A 15216-nucleotide genomic window follows, 5' to 3' on the forward strand; every position below is an offset into this window, starting at 1 on the left:
TCGGCAAGACCCGCGGGTTGAACCTGCACGTCCTGTCCGGGATCGATCGGCTCCGTGGGCAAGGCATCGAGAGCCGGCGGTTCGGCCGGCGAAGCCTCGCCTGCCTGGAGCCTGCCTTCCTCGGCACGCGCCGCGATGGTGCGGTCCAGGACGTTGGTAGTGAATATCTCATCCAGGCTGAGGCTGGGAAGCTCATGCGGCTCAAGGTTGGCGACATGCACTTCGCGTTGCGGCTCCTCCTGCCGTGCCACATCGGCCAGGCTTTCCTCCCGCGCCTGCTCGAACTCCGAGAAGTCGATATCCTGCGCCTCGGATACCTCGAGCGCCGGCGCTGCGGTCTCCTGCAGTCCCTCCAGTTCCGCGGCATTCAGCTCGAACGGCTGGGTCTCGGCAAAATCCACCGCCGCGCCATCACCCGCCTGGATGTCCTGCGCCAGCCCCAGCGGCACCAGCCGGCCCTGCGTGCGCATGGCATCGGCGGCGGTCTGGAACATCTGCGGATTCCAGTTGCCCGCAGCGCCCGAGGAGATGTCATCCACCCAGCGCGCAAATGCGTTCAGGCTGTCGCCCGAGAGCGTCAGCAGATCGGGCTGCACGGGCTTCTGCTCGGCCAGCCATGCGTTGAGCACCTGCTCCATCGACCATGCGGCCTCGCCGAAATCGCTGAGGCCGACCATGCGCGAGCTGCCCTTGAGCGTGTGGAACGCACGGCGCAGCGTGGTCTGCTCGCTCAGATCGGCCGGATCGCGATGCAGCGCGTCGATCGCGGCATGGCCGTTGCCGATCACTTCGCGCGCTTCTTCCAGGAAGATCTGCAGCAGCTCGTCGTCTTCTTCGCCCGGCGCCGGCATCGGCGCGGAAGCGGGCGGTTCGATGGGCTCGACAGCAATGGAGACCGCCGAATCGAGCTCCGCCATCGCATCGTCGCCGAGCTGAAGATCCAGGCCCGGGCTTTCCGGTTCGGCGCACGCCTGCGGCTCGGCCGCTTGCGGCGCGGCTGGCTGCGCCTCGAGCGGCTGGCCGGCCGTCGGCGCGAATTCGGGAGCCGGGGGCTCGGCGGGCACGTCCTGCGCCGCGTGCTGCGGCCTGACGCGGCCCATGACGAGCTTCAGTTCGCCATCGGCGTCGTCATACACGAAGAGCTTGCGCGCCATCGTGCGCTGATAGCTCAGCATATCGATCAGGAACCCGAGCGCTCCCAGGCTGTTGCCCAGCTTGTCGAAGACCGGCTGGCGCTCCTGCTCTGGCACCGTGCCGACGATCAGGCGCTCCACGGTATCACGCATGTGCACCACGGCATGCGACGCCTGGTCGAGGCCGAGCACCGACAGCACGCCGCGCATCTGGCCGAGGCGGCCCGGCACGCCGTTGAGCACGGACACGTCTTCCGGCGTGCGGAAGTACTGGTCCATGGATTTTTCCGCATCGGCGAGCGTGACGCGCAGTTCATCGACCACGCTGCCCATGGTCTGGTGGTCGCTGACGCGGCGGTACAGCTCCTCCATCCAGGACTCCAGCGGCTCGGACTCGCCGCCGGCGACCACGCCGTCCAGGCGCTGCGCCAGGCGCTGCGCGCGCTCGTCCATGTGCTCGCGCGCCGCGTCGAGCTCCTCGAGCGATGCCTGCAGATACAGCACCGCTGTCGCCACTTCCATGGCCAGCGCGGGCGCGGGCGCCTCGCCGCTGCGCGCCGTGGATTCCACCGCATTCATCAGCGCGACGGCCAGCGGCTCGCTGCCCGGATGCAGCTTGCGCAGCGAGTCGCAGACCAGGCTGAACTGATCGGCCGCGGGCTTGAGCTTGTTGCGGTCGCCGCCGGCCAGCGAGGACCAGGTTTCCGCCGCCGTGCCGATGCGCTTGCGCGCCAGCGCCATGGCCGCCGGGTCATACAGGCCGAAGCGGGCGACGTCGTAGTCCACCGGCTGGTGGCGCTGCAGCCCGAAGGCTTCGCGCACCGCATCGAGCGCCGGCGTCGCGGGGCGGGCCGTTGCGCCCCGGGGCGATCCGGCCTGCGCGCAGAAGAACAGCAGTTCATGCACCAGGCGATCGGCGATCGTGCGATCGCCTTTTGCGAGCGAGGCGTACTGCAGCAGCACGCGCGAGGCCACGCGCTTCACATAGATATCGGGCTCGATCAGCCCCGCCACCAGCGCCTCGAAGAAAGCGCTGCAGGTCTTCCAGAACGAACGTGCCTGCCGGTCGGACTCGCCGGCCGCGAACCCCTGGCACAGCAGGAGGAGCTCGGCGTCCGCACCCTGGCCGCCGCCCTTGATGATGCGCAGCACCGCATTGTCGAGCCTGGCGCGCGCTTCGGCCGTATAGCCTTGCGCGGGGACGGTGAGCGGCATTTCGGGCTCGCGCACGCGCCGCTCCACGGGCCACAGGTCGGCGGGGTGCACGCGCTCCACGCCATTGAGCGATTGCGCCTCACGGTATTGCGGGAACAGCGAGACCGCCGAGACCGGCTTGCCTGACAGCACGCTCTCCAGGTAGGCGATCAGCGCGAAGCTCGCGCGCTCGATGGTGTTGGCGGCATCGTCGGTGCACAGTTCCGGGCGCTGCACGTACTTCTGCACGGCCGACTCCAGGGCGCGCAGGATCAGCGCGGGAGAAGTCATGCCCACCATGTCCAGCGCGCCGCTGGCCTGGTGCAGCTGCTGGCGGGCTATGCGCAGCGGCCCGACATCCAGGGATGCGAGATCGGACTCGCGGGCGATTTCCGCGTCACGCACGAAGCGGCGCATCGCCTTGACCGTTCCATCCAGCGATTTGCGAAGTTCATCGAGCACCCATGCGAGCGGACCCAGATCCTGCTCGCCATGTGACCCATCAGTGACCGAAGCGTTGGCAGCCTCAAGAGATGACATGGATTCGTCCCCGGCCCGCGCGGGACCAGTTCGTTAAAGAGGAAACAGCCGCCGTCTCAGGCAATCTTGAAACGCGACACGGACTGGCGAAGCTCCTCTGCCACTTGCGACAGTTCGCGGACCTGCTGGGCCGTCGTGCGCGTGCCCTCGCCGGTCTGCTCCGTCACCGCGAAAATATGCTGGATATTCTCGGCCACCTCGTTGGCGAGCTCCGCCTCGCGCGAAGTGGACGTCGAGAACTGCTCGATCAGCTCGGACAGGCGGCGCGACACGCGGTCGATCTCGGAGAGCGCCGTGCCGGCGGAGTCGGACAGGCGGGCTCCCTCGACCACGCCCTGGGTGGAACGCTCCATGGCGGCCACCGCGTCTTGCGTGTCAGTCTGAATCGCCTTCACCAGCGCCGAGATCTGGCGCGTGGCGTCCGCCGAACGCTCGGCCAGGCGCTGCACTTCCTCGGCCACCACCGAGAAACCCCGGCCGGCTTCACCAGCGGAGGCGGCCTGGATGGCGGCGTTCAGGGCCAGCACGTTGGTCTGTTCGGTAATGTCCGAGATCAGTTCGGTGATTTCGCCGATCTCCTGCGAGGATTCGCCCAGGCGCTTGATGCGCTTGGAGGTGTCCTGGATCTGGTCGCGGATCGAGTTCATGCCGCCGATCGCGTTCTGCACGGCGGTCAGGCCCTGGTCGGCAGCCTGCAGCGACTGGCGGGCAACCGATGCCGATTCCTGCGCCTGCACCGACACGTCATTGATACGCGTGGCCATTTCTAGAACCGAGCGGCCGGTCTCACGAATCTCGCGCAGCTGCTCGGTCGAGGCGGCCAGCAGCTCGGTCGAGGTGGCGTCCACCTGCGCCGTGGTCTGGGCCACGCGGGTCGCGGTGTTCTGCACCGAGCCCACCAGTTGCCGCAACTCTTCCACCGTGTAGTTCACCGAGTCGGCGATGGCGCCGGTGATGTCCTCGGTCACGGTGGCTTCCTGCGTCAGGTCGCCTTCGGCCACCGACTGCAGCTCATTCATCAAGCGCAAGATGGCGGCCTGGTTCGCGTCGTTCACGCGCTTGGCCTCCTGCTCCTGGCGCTTGGCGTCGCGCTGCTGCGCTTCGGCGGAGGCCTGGCGATTGCGCGAATCGCTCAGTTGGACGCGGGAAATGCCGATACCGCAGAACAGCACGAACAGGCTGACGAGCACCAGCGCGACCAATTGGCCAACGCCCATGCCGCTTTGCTCCGAGAGCTTGGACTGCAGCGATTCCAGGTTGCGGCGCAGTTGCTCGCTGTCGGCCACGATGGCGGTCTGGGCTTCACGCGCGGCCACCAGGCCCTGCAGGTTGCCCAGGATCGCGCCCGCCTGCTCGCGGGTCTCGTCATAGAGCTTGATCAGGCTCTGGAGCTGCTCGCGCGTCTGCGGATCGCGGCTGGCGGGCAGGCGCAGGTCGGCGCTGCCATCGAGCAGGCCCTGCGCGATCTCCTTGAAGGAATTCAAGTCCTTGCCCAACAGGAAAACAGCCTCGGGGCTCACGCCTTCGGTGGTCTGGAATTCGTTGGCGGATTTGCCGATACGCTGGGTCAGCATCACGAGCTGGCCAGCGGCGGAGATTTCACCGGGAGTGGCGTTGTGCTGCAACTTGAGCGAAGAAACCGATTCCGCGATTTCCAGCAGGTCGCCCGACTGGCGGTTGATGGTGCGCAGCGCATCGCCCACCTTCGTCAGGATCTTCTGCTCGCCCAGGATCGCCTTGGCGTTGCGTTCGGCGCGCTCGACCAGCGGAGAGATCGCATCGAGCTCGCCCCGGAAACCGTCGCCGAGCTGCTGCACGCCAAGCTCGCTGTCGCCCGCGTTCAGCGCCTTGACGTTGCGCGAGAGCACGCTCGCGCTTTCCTTCACATCGGGAAACGCCTGGCTGGAACCCATCAACGCCTGCGAAACCGACTTCGCCAGACGCTGCGACTGCATCAGGGACTGGCCGGTCGCCGTGAGTTGCTGCGCGGTGCGGTTGGACTGCTGGAGCAGCCAGACCGCGATCAGCGCGAGCGCCACCAGCCCGACGGCCAGCAGCACGAGCAGCTTGCGTTGATGCGCCGCCGGCAGCGCCCGTCCGAGCAGCGGCAGGGAAATCAGCTCCTGGCTGGCGGAGTCGCCCTCCTCGCCGAGCATCGAATTCTGGCCTGGATCGCCCTGCACGCTGTAGAGGCCCTCGCTCTGAAATGCATCGGCGAGCGAACCATCCGCAAGAGAATCCTGTGCGGATGCGTCCAGCGCCAGATCGGCGCCAGCACCGGGCTCGCCACTCTTGCGCCTGAATAGTTTGTCAAGTGAACTCGAAAAAGACATAGTGCGGCCTTACAGAAAATCTCAAACGCCAATACTCAGGAAAACCGGGCTCTGGGCCATCGCCTGCAGATTCAGCTCCTGCCAGAACACGCCTTGCGCATCCGCGTAGCGCGTGCCGAAGAACTCGGGCGCGCCCTCGGCGGGCGCCTCGGAAGACACGAACGCATCCGCGCCGCGCAGGCCCAGCAGCCTGTCCACCAGCAGCGCGGCATTCACATCGAGCGCCGGATTCATCGCCAGCAGGCTCGCATCCGCCAGGCTCTGCTCGGTGCGCGCAACGGCGGTGCCCGCAAGCCCCGCCAGATCCACCACGCCCATCAGCGCCCCCCGCAAATTCGCCACGCCCATGAACCAGGACTGGGTATAGGGAACCGCCTGGACGCCCGTCCAGGGGAAAATCTCGCCCGCGTGACCCAGCGGCAGCAGATAGCGCTCGCCAGCGGCCTCCACCGCCAGCCAGGACGACACGCTCGAGCCCTCCGCCTTTGCCGCCTGCAGACGGCTGGCAAGACGGGTCTGGAGTTCTCTGAGTGCTTCTCGATTGGCCATGAATCCGCTGGTCCGTTGAAAGGTTCGTCAATTCAGCGCGTCGATCTTGGCCTGCAGTTCGGCCGGATCGACGGGCTTGGTGATGTAGCCGCGCGCGCCCTGGCGCATGCCCCAGACGCGGTCGGTTTCCTGATTCTTGCTGGTGCACATGATGATCGGCACATGCTCGTAGCGCGGGTCGCGCGAGATGGTGCGCGTGAGCTGAAAACCATTCTGGCCGGGCATCACCACGTCCATCAGGATCAGGTCGGGAACTTCTTCCCCGAGGCGCTTGACCGCCTCTTCCGCATTCTCGGCGGTACGCACCTGCATGCCGCGCTTTTGCAGCAGATCGGTCAGATACATCAACTCAGTTTTCGAATCGTCGACAACCAGAACTTTCTGAATTGGCACTACTTGACTCCTTGATTCACGTTGCCGAACTGCTGCACCGCTTGCAGCAGCTGGTCCTTGGTAAACGGTTTGGTGAGATATTCCTGGCAGCCGACCATGCGGCCGCGCGCCTTGTCGAACACGCCGTCCTTGGAGGACAGCATGACCACCGGCGTATCGGAAAAATGGGCGTTGCGCTTGATGATGGCGCAGGTCTGATAGCCGTCGAGCTTGGGCATCAGGATGTCGCAAAAAATCAAATGCGGATGGAAATCGTTGATTTTCGCCAGGGCGTCGAAACCATCGTCCGCGAGCAGCACGTCATGCCCGCCCTGCTTGAGGAAAATTTCCGCGCTGCGCCGAATGGTGTTGCTGTCATCGACAACCAGCACCTTGAACGTGGGACTTGCTTCTGTAGTCAATTTCTACCGCTCCGGATATCAGAATTCGCAAAGGCCATGGTCTGGCATCAGATCTGTACCATCTCGAAATCTTCCTTTCGAGCGCCACACTCGGGACATGTCCAATTCATGGGTACTTGTTCCCATGGTGTATTGGGAGGAATACCATGTTCGGGTGCTCCTTGCGCCTCCTCATAGATCCATCCGCATATCAAGCACATCCAAGTTTTTGAGTCTGTCACAGCTTAAAGAGCCTTCACATAGAATGCAACGATTGTATCTAGACATCACAGAAAGATGCAGCTTTCATGCCACCGGCTACGCTGGCATCCGTACATGAAACAAGACTCCACACTCCCCTCTTCCACGCCGTCCACGGACACCGATCCCGAAGAGACCGCTGTCGCCATTTGCGCGGTGACATTCAATGCCAACGATCCCAGCGGCGCAGGCGGGCTGGCGGGGGATGCGACTACTATGGCTTCAGTTGGAGCACATGCACTGACTATTGTCACAGGTACTTACATCCGCGACACCACGGAGATTATCGATTTCTTCCCTATTGACGACGAAGCTGTTTCAGATCAAGCACGCACCGTGTTCCAGGATATGCCGGTTCAGGCCATGAAGGTGGGATTCGCGGGAAGCCCCGAAAACCTGGCGGCCATCGCGGAACTGGCGGCCGATTATGCGGAAGTGCCGGTCATCGCCTACATGCCCAATCTGTCGTGGTGGAGCGATGATCTCATCGACCAGTATCTGGATGCGTTCCAGGAATTGATGCTTCCGCAGACTTCTGTGTTGGTAGGAAACCACAGCACCCTGCGCCGCTGGCTGCTTCCCGACTGGGACAGCGACCGGCCGCCGACCGCGCGCGAGATCGCCATGGCGGCCGCGCAGTTGGGAGTCTCCTATACGCTGGTCACCGGCGTGCCTGTGGACAACCTGCATTTCGACAACGTGCTCACGTCCGGCCAGGCGGTGCTGGGCAGCGGCCAGTTCGAGCGGCTGGAGGTCAGTTTCGCCGGAGCGGGCGATACCTTGTCCGCCGCGCTTGCGGCGCTCATCGCCTGCGACAATGATCTGGGCGATGCGACGCGGGAAGCGCTTCTCTACCTGGACGGCTGCCTGATGGCGGCGTACCGGCCGGGCATGGGACAACTGCTGCCCGACCGCATGTTCTGGGCCCAGCCCGACGATGACGACGAGGAAGGTGACGAATCATCTTCCGAATCAGGCGACGTCCCCGACGTCGATGCTTTTCAGATTCCTCCCCATGACACATCCCACTGATTTGAACGTTTCCCTTTTCGAGCGCGCCAAGCAAGTCATCCCCGGCGGCGTGAATTCGCCGGTGCGCGCCTTCGCCGCCGTGGGCGGCACGCCGCGCTTCGTCAAACATGCTCAGGGGGCCTTTTTCTGGGACGCCGACGGCCGGCAATACACCGACTACATCGGCTCATGGGGGCCGATGATCCTGGGGCACGGTCATCCCGAGGTGATCGCCGAGGTGCAGAAGGCGGTGCTGGAAGGCTTCTCCTACGGCGCGCCGACCGAGCGCGAGATCCAGCTGGCAGAAGCCATCCTGAAGCTGATTCCGTCGATGGAGATGGTGCGCATGGTCAGCTCCGGCACCGAGGCGGGCATGAGCGCGCTGCGCCTGGCGCGCGGCTTCACCGGCCGCAACAAGATCATCAAGTTCAATGGCTGCTACCACGGCCATGCCGACTCTCTGCTGGTCAAGGCGGGCTCCGGCCTGGCCACCTTCGGCGCATCGTCATCGGCGGGCGTGCCCTCCGACGTCGTCAAGGACACCATCGTCCTCGAATACAACGACGTGGCCCAGCTGGAGGAAGCCTTTGCCCGCATGGGCAGCGAGATCGCCTGCGTGATCATGGAGCCGATCGCGGGCAACATGAACTTCGTGCGCGCCAGCACCGCGTTCACGCGCCGCATCCGCGAGCTGACCCTGGAGCATGGCGCGTTGATGATCTATGACGAGGTCATGACCGGCTTCCGCGTGGCGCTGGGCAGCGCGCAAAGCCTCTATGCCCGGCAGATCGAGGGTTTCCAGCCCGACATCACCGTCCTGGGCAAGGTCATCGGCGGCGGCATGCCCATGGCCGCATTCGGCGCACGCCGCGAGATCATGGAAAAGCTCTCGCCGCTCGGTCCGGTCTATCAGGCGGGCACGCTGTCGGGCAACCCGATCGCCACGGCCTGCGGCCTGAAGACGCTGGAGCTGATCAGCCGGCCCGGCTTCCATGACGCGCTGCACGCCAGCACCGGCCGCCTGATGTCCGGCCTCAAGAAGGAAGCCGACGCCGCCGGGCTGCCGTTCAGCGTGGACCACCAGGGAGGGCTGTTCGGCTTCTACTTCCTGCCCGAACTGCCACGCACCTACGCCGAGGTCATGAAGACCGACGGCAAGGTCTTCAACAAGTTCTACCACGGCATGCTCGAGCGCGGACACTACTTCGCCCCCGCGCTCTACGAAGCCGGCTTCGTGAGCGCCGCGCACACCGACGCCGACATCGACAGGACCGTCGAAGCGGCGCGGGAAGTGTTCAGGACGCTGTAGTTCGGGACGCCGCAGGGGAACGGCCGCGCGCGCCCGCAACGAAAAATGCCAGCCCTTGGGCTGGCATTTTCCTGGCCTCATGCTTACCTGCCATCCTGGGCGGCGGGCGGCACCGCCATCACCCAGGCGGCCATCTGCATCGACTGTTCGGCCGTGATCTGCGGGTGGCGCGGCATGATCACATTGCCCCAGGTGCCCACGCTGCCCTCACGGATCTTGCGGGCGAGATGATCGGCCGCATCGGACCTGCCCTGGTACATGGCCGAGATCGCTTCAAACGAAGGGCCGACGTAATTGCGCCGCAGCCCGTGGCAGCGCATGCAGTCCGATCCCTCCACCAGCGCCTTGCCCGCGGCCAGCTCAGGGCGCTCGCGCATCACGGCGTCCAGGGCCTGCGAGCCGGGAGCAGGCCGCATGATGAGCCAGCCGACGTTGGCCACGCCCAGCACGACCATCACCATGAAAACCGCCAGCGCCCAGCCAATCCACCTCGGGCGGCCGGGTTCCTGATCCTCGCTGTGATCGTCTGACACGTCGGACGGGAATCAGCCGATCAATGGCGGAAGTGACGCACGCCAGTGAACACCATGGCCACGCCGCGCTCGTTGGCCGCGTCGATCACTTCCTGATCGCGCATCGAGCCGCCGGGCTGGGCCACGCAGGTCGCGCCCGCATCGACCACCACGTCGAGACCGTCGCGGAAAGGGAAGAAGGCATCGCTGGCCACCACCGTGTTCTTCAGCGTCAGCTTGGCGGCTTCGGCCTTGATCGAGGCGATGCGGGCCGAGTCCAGGCGCGACATCTGGCCGGCGCCCACGCCCATGGTCATGCCGTTCTTGCAGAACACGATGGCGTTCGACTTCACGAACTTCGCCACCTTCCATGCGAACAGCAGGTCCTGCAGTTCCTCGGGGGTCGGCTGCTTGACGGTGACGATCTTCAGGTCGGCCAGCTGCAGTTCGTGGTTGTCGGCGGACTGCAGCAGGATGCCCGAGCCCACGCGCTTGGATTCGACCGCGTTGCGGCCATTGTCCCAGTCGGTCTTGCCGCCCTGGGGCAATGCAATCTTCATCAGGCGCACATTGACCTTGGCCTTGAAGATCTCCAATGCCTCGGCGCTGAACTCGGGGGCCATCAGCACTTCGACGAACTGCCTGGAAACCGCTTCGGCCGCCGCCTTGTCCACCGCGCGGTTGAAGGCGATGATGCCGCCGAACGCGCTGGTCGGATCGGTCTGGAAGGCCTTGGCATAGGCCTCGTGCGCATCCTTGCCGACAGCCACGCCGCAGGGATTGGCGTGCTTGATGATCACGCATGCGGGCTCGGCGAAGCTCTTGACGCATTCCCACGCGGCGTCGGCGTCGGCGATGTTGTTGTAGGAAAGCTCCTTGCCCTGCAATTGCACGCCCGTGGCGAGCGAGCCCGGGGCGGGATACAGGTCGCGGTACCAGGCAGCCTGCTGATGGCTGTTCTCGCCGTAGCGCAGGTCCTGGATCTTGATGAACTGGGCGTTGCTCTGGCCGGGGAACACGCTGCGCTCGGGCACGTATTCCTCGGACAGCTTGTCCTCCTCGAACTTCACGGAGGACAGGTAGTCGCTGATCGCGCCGTCGTATTGCGAGATGCGGTTGAATGCGGCGACCGACAGCTCGAAGCGCAGCCTGTCGCCCAATTTACCGCCGGCCTTGAGTTCGGCGAGCACGCGTTCGTACTGGTCGGCGGCCGTGACCACGCCCACGTCCTTCCAGTTCTTGGCGGCGGAACGCACCATGGCCGGACCGCCGATGTCGATGTTCTCGATCGCATCGGCCAGCGTGCAGCCGGCCTTGGCCACCGTGGCTTCGAACGGATAGAGGTTCACCACCAGCAGGTCGATGGTGTCGATGCCGTGCTCCTTGAGCGCAGCCATGTGTTCGGGCAGGTCGCGGCGCGCCAGCAGCCCGCCGTGCACCTTGGGGTGCAGGGTCTTCACCCGGCCGTCGAGCATCTCCGGGAACTGGGTGACTTGCGCCACCTCGGTCACGGGCAGGCCCTTTTCGGCCAGCAGCTTGGCGGTGCCGCCAGTGGACAGCAGCGTCACGCCGAGCTGGTGCAGGGCTTGCGCAAATTCGACGATGCCGGTTTTGTCGGAGACGGAGATCAGTGCTTTCATTTTCTTCAGCGAGGGTTCAAATCAGGTAATCGGAGGCGGTCTTGCAAGCGGTCCGCCGCAAGACCGTGCCGCTGCGGGCAGCGGCGGCTGGCGCCGTCGCCGGGCTCACAGCAGCTTGTGTTCCACCAGCTTCTTGCGAAGCGTGTTGCGGTTCAGTCCCAGCCATTCGGCCGCGCGCGACTGGTTCTCGTTGGCCTGGGACATCACCACTTCGAGAAGCGGTTTTTCGACCAGGCGAATGACCATGTCATACACCCCGTCGGGAGACTCCCCGTCCAGATCGCGGAAGTAGCTTTGCAGACTCTCGCGGACGGACTCTTCAATATTGTTCTTGCTCATGGGTCGGTTCCCTCAAATCCAGTGCTGCGTTCGCTTGTGCGGCTTCGACGCGCGGCAGACGATCCATCCGCGCGCCCAGCGCATCGAAATAGTCCGCCACCGCGCGCCATTGCGCGGCGCAGTCGTCCAAAGTATTGATGTGTTGTCTCAAGGCATCGCCGCCCGGCAGCGTGCGCACATACCAGGCGATGTGCTTGCGCGCGCTGCGCACGCCCGTCGATTCGCCATAGAGCTGGTAATGGTCCTGCAGATGGTCGAGCAGCAGGCGGCGCACTTCGGCCACCAGCGGCGGCGCGAGATGCTCGCCCGTGGCGAGAAAATGCCCGATCTCGCGGAAGATCCACGGCCTGCCCTGCGCCGCGCGGCCCACCATGATGGCGTCGGCCCCGGTGGCGGCAAGCACGTCGCGCGCCTTCTCGGGGCTGTCCACGTCACCGTTGGCGACCACCGGCACGCGCACGGCGTTCTTCACCGCGGCAATCGTCTGGTACTCCGCCGCCCCTCTGTAGCCTTGCTCGCGCGTGCGGCCATGCACCGTCAGCATGCGGATGCCCACGTCCTCGAAGGCGCGGGCCAGCGTGACGGCGTTCCTGTGTTCGTTGCACCAGCCGGTCCGCATCTTGAGCGTGACCGGCACGCCATGCGGCGCCGCGGCCTCCACCACCGCCTGCGCGATCTGCACCGCCAGTTTCTCGTTCTGCATGAGGGCCGAGCCGGCCCACTTGTTGCAGACCTTCTTGGCCGGGCAGCCCATGTTGATGTCGATGATCTGCGCGCCGCGCTCGATGTTGTAGACCGCCGCCTCGGCCATCATGTCGGCGTCGGTTCCGGCGATCTGCACCGCGATCGGGCCGGGCTCGCCTTCGTGGTTGGCGCGGCGCGAAGTCTTCAGGCTGTTCCACAGATCCTTGCGCGAGGTGACCATCTCGCTGACCGCATATCCCGCCCCCAGCGCCTTGCACAACTGGCGGAACGGTCGATCGGTGACACCGGCCATCGGCGCGACAAACAGGTTGTTTGCCAATGGAATATGACCAATGTACAGGGCGGACATAAGGGGGTTGTGCTTGTAAATGCGGCAATGCGCTTGAGAAGAGGGGCGATTATACCTGCCCAAAAATTAGGCAGCACGGAATACCGATGCGGACAACGAGGATGGTATGCCCCCACCCGGCGATGCCCGGCAGCCGCGCGGCCCTACACTCTGCGCGATGGAAATCTGGATGCATCAACTGCTGGAATGGCTTGCCCTGCCCCAATTCGGGCTGAGCACCGTTTTCGTGGTGTCGCTGGTGTCGGCCACGCTGCTGCCGCTGGGCTCGGAGCCCGCCGTATTCGGCCTCGTCAAACTGAATCCCGAACTGTTCTGGCCCGCCGTGCTCGTGGCCACCGCGGGCAACACCATCGGCGGCATGATCAGCTGGTGGATGGGCCTGGGGGCTCACAAGGCCTGGAACGCAGCGCGCGAGCGCCGCCTTGGCGGGCAACCCGGACATGCGCACGCCAAGCCGCCGCGCGAACTCACCCGCGCCGAGCGCCGCGCACGCATCTGGCTGCGCAGGTTCGGCGCCAAGACCTGCCTGCTGAGCTGGCTGCCTGTCGTCGGCGATCCCCTGTGCGCCGTCGCCGGCTGGATGCGGCTGCCGTTCTGGCCATGCGCGGGCTACATGGCCATCGGGAAATTCCTTCGCTATCTGGTGATGACCAGCCTGCTGCTGCGCGCGATTCCCATCTGACGGGAACACCCTCGCCCCGTCAGTCCACCTGCAGGCCCAGCGACCGGCTCAGCCGGGCATAGCGGTCCATGTCCGACTCGATCAGTTGAGCGAACTGCCGCGTGCTCTGCCTTTGCGGCACGTAGCCCTGGAGCTCCAGCGCTTGCCGCGTCGCGGGCTCGTCCAGGATCTCCGCCAGCACCTCGTGCAGATGCTCGAGCACCGCCTCGGGCGTGGCCGACGGCGCGAGCAGGCCATGCCATTGCTGCGCCTCGAAACCCGGCGCGCCCTGCTCCGCCACCGTGGGCACTCCGGGCATCCGCGCAAGACGCCTTGCGGACGTCACCGCGATCGCCCGCATGCGGCCCGCCTCGATCATCTGCGCCGCGCTGCTGGCCGTGACCATGCCCAGAGGCACCTGGGCGGCAGCCACGTCGGTGACGGCGGGGCCGCACCCCTTGTAGGGCACATGCTGCAGGCGCAGATCCAGCGCGCGCGCCATCATCTCGCCGGCCAGATGCTGGGGCGTGCCATTGCCGCATGACGCAAACGGCAGGCGCGCGCCCTGCCGCTCCCGCAGATCGCGCGCCACGTCGGCAAGCGACTGGTAGGCACTGGCCTGCGGCACCACGAGCACCGACGCGATGGTTCCGGTGTTGATGACCGCGGCGAAGTCGCGCCGCGGGTCGAAATCCAGGTGCTGGTACACGCCGGGGTTGATCGCGAATGAACTGTTGACCATCAGCAGCGTGGAGCCATCGGGCGCTGCTTCGGCCACATGGCGCGCGCCGATGTTGCCGCTCGCGCCGGGGCGATTCTCGACCACCACGGTCTGCCCGAGCCGCGTCTGCAGCGCCGCGCCCAGGCGCCGCGCCAGCAGGTCCGTGCCGCCGCCCGCGGGGAAGGTCACGACGATGGTGATCGGCCGGTCAAAGCGCGCCGCGGCCCTGCCCGCGCGCGACAGCCAGAAGACCGCTGCCAGCAGCGCCAGAAAAACGGCCATGAATACCCATGAAAAACGCTGGTTCCGCACCTTGTCCTCCCTTGTCGGCACGGCCGTGCTCACGCATCCAGGCCGATGTCCAGCACGCGCGCGCTGTGGGTGAGCCAGCCCACCGCGATCTGGTCCACGCCCGTGGCCGCGACCGCCGCCGCGGTTTCCGGCGTGATGCGGCCCGATGCCTCGGTAATGGCCCGGCCCTTGGCCATCGCCACCGCCTGTCGCAGATCGTCAAGGCCCATGTTGTCGAGCAGCACCACGTCCACGCCCAGCGCGAGCGCGGCCTCCAACTGCGCGAGCGTGTCCACCTCCAGCTCGATCTTCACCATGTGGCCCACGCCCGCGCGCGCGCGCTCCACCGCGTTGCCAATGCCGCCCGCCAGCGCGATGTGGTTGTCCTTGATGAGCACCGCGTCGTCCAATCCAAAGCGGTGGTTGCTGCCGCCGCCCACGCGCACCGCATACTTCTGCAGCGAACGCAGCCCCGGCATGGTCTTGCGCGTGCATGTCACGCGCGCTCCATGTCCGGCGATGGCCTGCGCAATGGAATGCGTGGCAGTGGCAACGCCGCTCAAATGGCACAGATAGTTCAGCGCGGTGCGTTCCGCGCTCAGCATGGCACGGCTGAATCCGCGAATGCGCGCGATCTCGGTGCCGGGCCGCAGCAAGGTGCCGTCCGCACAGGAGACGACGAACTCGGTGCGCGCATCCATCAGCGTGAAAGCCAGGCGCGCCAGATCAAGCCCCGCCAGCACCCCTTCCTGGCGGGCCACCAGGCGCAGCTCGGCCCTGGCGTGCGCCGGCACGATGGTGTCGGTGGTGAGATCGCCTGCGCGCCCCAGATCCTCCAGCAGCGCCATGCGCACCAGGGGCTCCAGCATCACGTCGGGAAGCGGCGGGACAGGCA

The 15216-nt window shown here is 65.8% G+C and carries 15 protein-coding genes; 3 read left to right on the plus strand and 12 right to left on the minus strand.

All coding sequences use genetic code 11. The features are described 5' to 3' along the window. From ABWP92_RS12295 to ABWP92_RS12320, 6 genes are all read right to left on the minus strand, one after another. The coding region (locus ABWP92_RS12295) for a FimL-related protein (protein ID WP_353235673.1) at nucleotides 1–2867 on the minus strand (2867 nt) is incomplete at its 3' end. A gap of 56 nt (nucleotides 2868–2923) precedes the next feature. Further along, entirely contained in the window at nucleotides 2924–5200 is a 2277-nt protein-coding gene (locus ABWP92_RS12300; protein WP_353235674.1) for a methyl-accepting chemotaxis protein, read from the minus strand. A gap of 21 nt (nucleotides 5201–5221) precedes the next feature. After that, a complete protein-coding gene (locus ABWP92_RS12305) occupies nucleotides 5222–5749 on the minus strand; it encodes a chemotaxis protein CheW (protein WP_353235675.1) in 528 nt (175 codons plus the stop codon). A 27-nt stretch (nucleotides 5750–5776) separates the two neighbouring features. Next, nucleotides 5777–6142, minus strand: a complete 366-nt coding sequence (locus ABWP92_RS12310; RefSeq protein WP_353235676.1) for a response regulator — start codon at nucleotides 6140–6142, stop codon at nucleotides 5777–5779. Further along, nucleotides 6142–6543 (minus strand): response regulator, encoded by a 402-nt coding sequence (locus tag ABWP92_RS12315; protein WP_353235677.1) that lies wholly within the window; start codon nucleotides 6541–6543, stop codon nucleotides 6142–6144. Before ABWP92_RS12315 ends, ABWP92_RS12310 begins: the two co-directional genes overlap by 1 nt. A 47-nt stretch (nucleotides 6544–6590) precedes the next feature. After that, a complete protein-coding gene (locus ABWP92_RS12320; protein WP_353235678.1) occupies nucleotides 6591–6764 on the minus strand; it encodes a rubredoxin in 174 nt (57 codons plus the stop codon). Nucleotides 6765–6858: 94 nt separating this feature from the next. On the opposite strand from ABWP92_RS12320, the gene thiD reads away from it, so the two are divergent. Beyond that, on the plus strand, nucleotides 6859–7815 hold the full coding sequence (gene thiD, locus ABWP92_RS12325; protein WP_353235679.1) for a bifunctional hydroxymethylpyrimidine kinase/phosphomethylpyrimidine kinase: 957 nt from the start codon (nucleotides 6859–6861) through the stop codon (nucleotides 7813–7815). Next, entirely contained in the window at nucleotides 7799–9103 is a 1305-nt protein-coding gene (hemL, locus tag ABWP92_RS12330; protein WP_353235680.1) for a glutamate-1-semialdehyde 2,1-aminomutase, read from the plus strand. Before thiD ends, hemL begins: the two co-directional genes overlap by 17 nt. Before the next feature lie 83 nt (nucleotides 9104–9186). On the opposite strand, the gene ABWP92_RS12335 is transcribed toward hemL, so the two are convergent. From ABWP92_RS12335 to dusB, 4 genes are all read right to left on the minus strand, one after another. Next, a complete protein-coding gene (locus ABWP92_RS12335; RefSeq protein ID WP_353235681.1) occupies nucleotides 9187–9636 on the minus strand; it encodes a c-type cytochrome in 450 nt (149 codons plus the stop codon). A gap of 20 nt (nucleotides 9637–9656) precedes the next feature. Continuing rightward, nucleotides 9657–11255: a bifunctional phosphoribosylaminoimidazolecarboxamide formyltransferase/IMP cyclohydrolase gene (gene purH, locus ABWP92_RS12340; RefSeq protein ID WP_353235682.1), complete on the minus strand. Its 1599-nt coding sequence runs from the start codon at nucleotides 11253–11255 to the stop codon at nucleotides 9657–9659. Nucleotides 11256–11360: 105 nt separating this feature from the next. Next, complete coding sequence (locus tag ABWP92_RS12345) at nucleotides 11361–11594, minus strand: Fis family transcriptional regulator (protein WP_353235683.1); 234 nt, start codon at nucleotides 11592–11594, stop codon at nucleotides 11361–11363. Continuing rightward, nucleotides 11575–12648: a tRNA dihydrouridine synthase DusB gene (dusB, locus tag ABWP92_RS12350; protein WP_353235684.1), complete on the minus strand. Its 1074-nt coding sequence runs from the start codon at nucleotides 12646–12648 to the stop codon at nucleotides 11575–11577. The genes ABWP92_RS12345 and dusB overlap by 20 nt, the downstream gene beginning before the upstream one ends. A gap of 169 nt (nucleotides 12649–12817) precedes the next feature. Here dusB and ABWP92_RS12355 point away from each other — a divergent pair, with 169 nt between their 5' ends. Then, nucleotides 12818–13330, plus strand: coding sequence for a YqaA family protein (locus tag ABWP92_RS12355; protein WP_353235685.1), 513 nt, complete (start codon nucleotides 12818–12820; stop codon nucleotides 13328–13330). A gap of 19 nt (nucleotides 13331–13349) precedes the next feature. Here the strand turns inward: ABWP92_RS12355 and ABWP92_RS12360 are convergent, their stop codons facing one another. Both ABWP92_RS12360 and nadC read right to left on the minus strand, forming a co-directional pair. Beyond that, complete coding sequence (locus ABWP92_RS12360) at nucleotides 13350–14312, minus strand: tripartite tricarboxylate transporter substrate binding protein (protein WP_353235687.1); 963 nt, start codon at nucleotides 14310–14312, stop codon at nucleotides 13350–13352. A gap of 59 nt (nucleotides 14313–14371) precedes the next feature. Next, nucleotides 14372–15216: carboxylating nicotinate-nucleotide diphosphorylase (gene nadC, locus ABWP92_RS12365; protein ID WP_353235686.1), on the minus strand; the 845-nt coding region annotated here is incomplete at its 5' end.

This window comes from Diaphorobacter ruginosibacter (assembly GCF_040396215.1).
In the GTDB taxonomy this organism is placed as follows: domain Bacteria; phylum Pseudomonadota; class Gammaproteobacteria; order Burkholderiales; family Burkholderiaceae_C; genus Diaphorobacter_A; species Diaphorobacter_A ruginosibacter_A.